Annotated in this window: 3 protein-coding genes and 1 pseudogene; 3 read left to right on the top strand and 1 reads right to left on the bottom strand. The window is 58.9% G+C overall.

Going from position 1 to position 3,264, the window contains the following annotated elements:
• Positions 1-84 precede the first annotated feature (84 nt).
• Positions 85-249: pseudogene (locus BN77_RS35230) on the top strand (transposase); the annotation flags it as partial.
• Between the two features lie 21 nt (positions 250-270).
• Here the strand turns inward: BN77_RS35230 and BN77_RS35225 are convergent.
• Entirely contained in the window at positions 271-432 is a 162-nt protein-coding gene (locus BN77_RS35225) for a hypothetical protein (RefSeq protein WP_244426272.1), read from the bottom strand.
• A gap of 32 nt (positions 433-464) precedes the next feature.
• Between BN77_RS35225 and tnpB the strand changes: the two genes are divergently transcribed.
• Positions 465-740 carry an IS66 family insertion sequence element accessory protein TnpB gene (gene tnpB, locus BN77_RS35995; protein WP_007538618.1) on the top strand — a complete coding sequence of 92 codons (276 nt, stop codon included), beginning with the start codon at positions 465-467 and terminating at the stop codon, positions 738-740.
• A gap of 499 nt (positions 741-1,239) precedes the next feature.
• Positions 1,240-3,180 carry a recombinase family protein gene (locus BN77_RS27935; RefSeq protein ID WP_007538615.1) on the top strand — a complete coding sequence of 647 codons (1,941 nt, stop codon included), beginning with the start codon at positions 1,240-1,242 and terminating at the stop codon, positions 3,178-3,180.
• Positions 3,181-3,264: the final 84 nt, after the last annotated feature.

Here is a 3,264-nt window from a genome sequence, read left to right as displayed (position 1 = left end):
GTAAGCGACAAGCAGACCCCATCTGGCGAAGCAGCTTAGCGGTCGGCTATCGGTAGCGGACACGATGAACTGCTGTGAGCTTCTATGTCTGCGCCTAGCTCTGGAACTAGAACTTTTCATATGATCGAGGCTGTTGCGGACCGATTTGAGGGCGCGCCTCGGCAGCTTCGGCGGCGCTGGTCGGACGATTTTAAAGCGCGTGCAGTTGCAGAGGCACTCGAGCCTGGCTCGAGCGTGTCAGCGATCGCACGTCGGCTTGATATCCATCCGTCACAACTGTTTGGCTGGCGTCGCGCCGCCCTGGGCTCTCACAAGGAGAACATAGCGCCGATCGGTCATAAGGCAGTCACGCCATGTGCCGACGGCGCGATAATCGAAGTTCTGATTGGCGATGTCGTCGTGCGCGCTCCCGCCGATGTGGACGAAGCTCATCTGCAGCGTGTCATCCGGGCAGTTCGCTCAGCATGATCCCCGCAGGTGTAAAGGTCTTCCTCGCCAGCCACCCCATCGACTTTCGCAAAGGGCCGGACAGTTTGCTGTCGCTGGTGCGCGACGCCGGCAGTGATCCGTTCAATGGCTCGCTTTATGTCTTCCGGGCGAAGCGGGCCCAATTACCGACATTCTGCATACGGTTTCCGTTTTGCGAGGATCGCATATCCTTGGCATCCGCTGTTCGGGAGCAAGGTGCAAGTCTCGCCGTATCGCCGCGGCAAGAGCCTGATGTCAATCTATACGGCTGAACGGCCCGATCTTTCCCGTGAGTTGCCGAACTGGATGTTCGACGAGAGCTATTGCGGCGGGATGAGGCTTGGACCACCCGAGATCAGCATCTATGGCCTTAATGAACTGGCTGCCGCCTTGGCATCATTCGGTGCGACTCGGGCAAGAGGCGCAAGATCCCATCCTTCGAGGAAGAAGGAGAAGGATGATGCGAAGCAGGCGAAATCAAAATCGCGACCAATTCGTCTTACAGCTGGAGCGCCAAAATCTTCCGGTTCCGGTCAAGAACGTCAAAGGGTTGGTGGAAGCACTGGCGGATCTTCTGCTGGAAGCTTTGGAGGTGAACAGAACGGCGAAGACGGGAGGCGCAGATGAACGCGAAAATCACGTCTGACCACCTTGGTCGCGCCGCTGTGGTTTATGTCCGCCAGTCGACCATGGCGCAAGTGATGGGCAATCTCGAAAGCCAGCCGACAGTATGATTTGGCAGGAGCGGCCGCAGCAACGGGTTTTGCATCAGTGACCGTAATCGATGATGACCTCGGCCGTTCTGGCTCTGGCAGTATGGAACGGCCTGGATTCGAACGGCTTGTGGCACAGGTGTGCTCCGGCGATGTGGGAGCGGTCTATTGCATTGAGGCGTCGCGCTTAGCGCGCAATGGCAGGGACTGGCATCATCTGATCGACCTTTGCGCACTCGCCGGTACACTGGTCATCGATCCGGACGGCGCCTATGATCCGCGACTCGTCAACGATCGTCTGCTGCTTGGGTTGAAGGGCACGATGTCGGAGTACGAGCTTAGCTTGATGCGCCAGCGCGGCATCGCCGCACGTGATTCCAAGGCAGGACGCGGGGAACTACGGTTCATGCTGCCGCCGGGCTTGTGCTGGAGCGAAGTGGGCAAGATCGAGATTGACCCGGACGAACATGTGGCTGAGACGATCAGACTCGTATTTGCCAAATTCCGGGAACTGGGAAGTGGACGACAGGTCTTTTTGTGGCTGCGGTCGACCGATATCAAGATGCCGGTCGTTCTGCGCAATGTCGATGTCTGCAAACTTGTCTGGAAAGCGCCGGCCTACCACAGCGTCATGCAGATCCTCCACAATCCACTCTACGCGGGCGCCTATGCCTTCGGCAGACGCGCGCAGCGAACGCGGATCGTCGATGGCCGCGCTCGCAAGGCCACAGGGGTGCGCAAGCCAAGGGACGAGTGGAACGTGCTGCTGCGCGACAATCATCAAGGCTACATCAGTTGGCGGGAGTATGAGGAGAACTACAAGCTTCTGACCGAGAACGCGCACATGAAGAAGAATTGCGCCCGCAAATCAGCCCGGGGCGGTCGTGCCCTTTTGACGGGACTGATGCGATGCGGTCGCTGCGGCCGAATGATGCGCGTTTTCTACGGCAACGCCAAAGGCAACGCGCATCGCTACCAGTGCCGTGGCGACGATGCTCACGTGGGTGCCGGCCTTTGTATTGGCATTGGCGGCGTCAGGGTCGATCGCGCCGTGGCCATGCAGATTTTGGAGGCGGTGTCGGACCGCGCTGTCGAAGCGGCGATCTTCGCCTCGGATCAGGTCGAGCGGTCCCGACGAGATGTCATTGCGGCAATCGAGCGGGACCTCGAAGGCGCACGCTACGAAGCGCTGCTGGCCAGTCGCAGGTATGAGCTTGTGGACCCGGCCAAGCGGCATGTTGCCCGCGAATTGGAGGCCCGATGGAATGATGCTCTGGAGCGAGTAGGCGTGCTTGAGCGTAAGATCAAGGACCTGTCCGCGCTGTCAGCAGCGCGACCGGTCATCGATCGTGGCCGACTCCTGCAGCTTGCCCAGGATTTACCGACCGTATGGAATGCGCCCTCCACTGAGACGCGAACAAAGCAACGGCTCATCCACATCTTGGTTCAGGAGATTATTTGCGATCTTGATGATGCGACCAACGAGGCGGTGCTCTTGATCCATTGGACCGGCGGCCGGCACACAGAGGTGCGCGTGGCACGCGTCAAGACCGGGAGATATCCTGCCGAGCTCGCACCATCGGCCGTTGAGGCGTTACGAAAGCTGGGCGGACATTGGCCAGATCGGGAACTCGCGGTGTCCCTCAATCGGATGCTTTGCAAGACAGGTGATGGCGAGAGCTGGACGACCGTGCGTGTTCGCGAAATGCGCGAGCGCCTGGGAATTCCCGAATATGATGCCGCCAATGTGGACGTACCGATGATTAGTCTGACAAAGGCGGCCGAGAAACTCGGCATCTGTGTCGGGTCGGCGAAGAGCCTTGCGAAGAAAGGAATTTTGCCCGCAACTCAAATCTTGCCGGGCTCACAGTGGATGGTCCCGATCGAAGCGCTAACCTCAGAGGCCGTCCAGATAGGGGTGCAGGGCGTAGTTGATCGCCGGTCCAGGTTTTACAAGGATTATCAATACGATAAAGTTGTTCGATTGCCCGGACTCTGACAGAGGGATGCATTATGAAACGCACTGTGCGGACCGGGTCAAGATCGTCTGGTGGGATGGCAGCGGTCTGGTGATGGCTTACAA

Origin of the sequence: Rhizobium mesoamericanum STM3625, from assembly GCF_000312665.1 — a bacterium.
Classification (GTDB): domain Bacteria; phylum Pseudomonadota; class Alphaproteobacteria; order Rhizobiales; family Rhizobiaceae; genus Rhizobium; species Rhizobium mesoamericanum.
The sequence above is the reverse complement of the archived record's forward strand: the minus strand, read 5'-3'. Positions and strand labels throughout refer to the sequence as shown.

Excerpts from the sequence above, each read along its gene's own strand:
- BN77_RS35225 (WP_244426272.1), bottom strand. The coding sequence starts at position 432 with ATGAGCTTCGTCCACATCGGCGGGAGCGCGCACGACGACATCGCCAAT.
- tnpB (WP_007538618.1), top strand. The coding sequence starts at position 465 with ATGATCCCCGCAGGTGTAAAGGTCTTCCTCGCCAGCCACCCCATCGAC.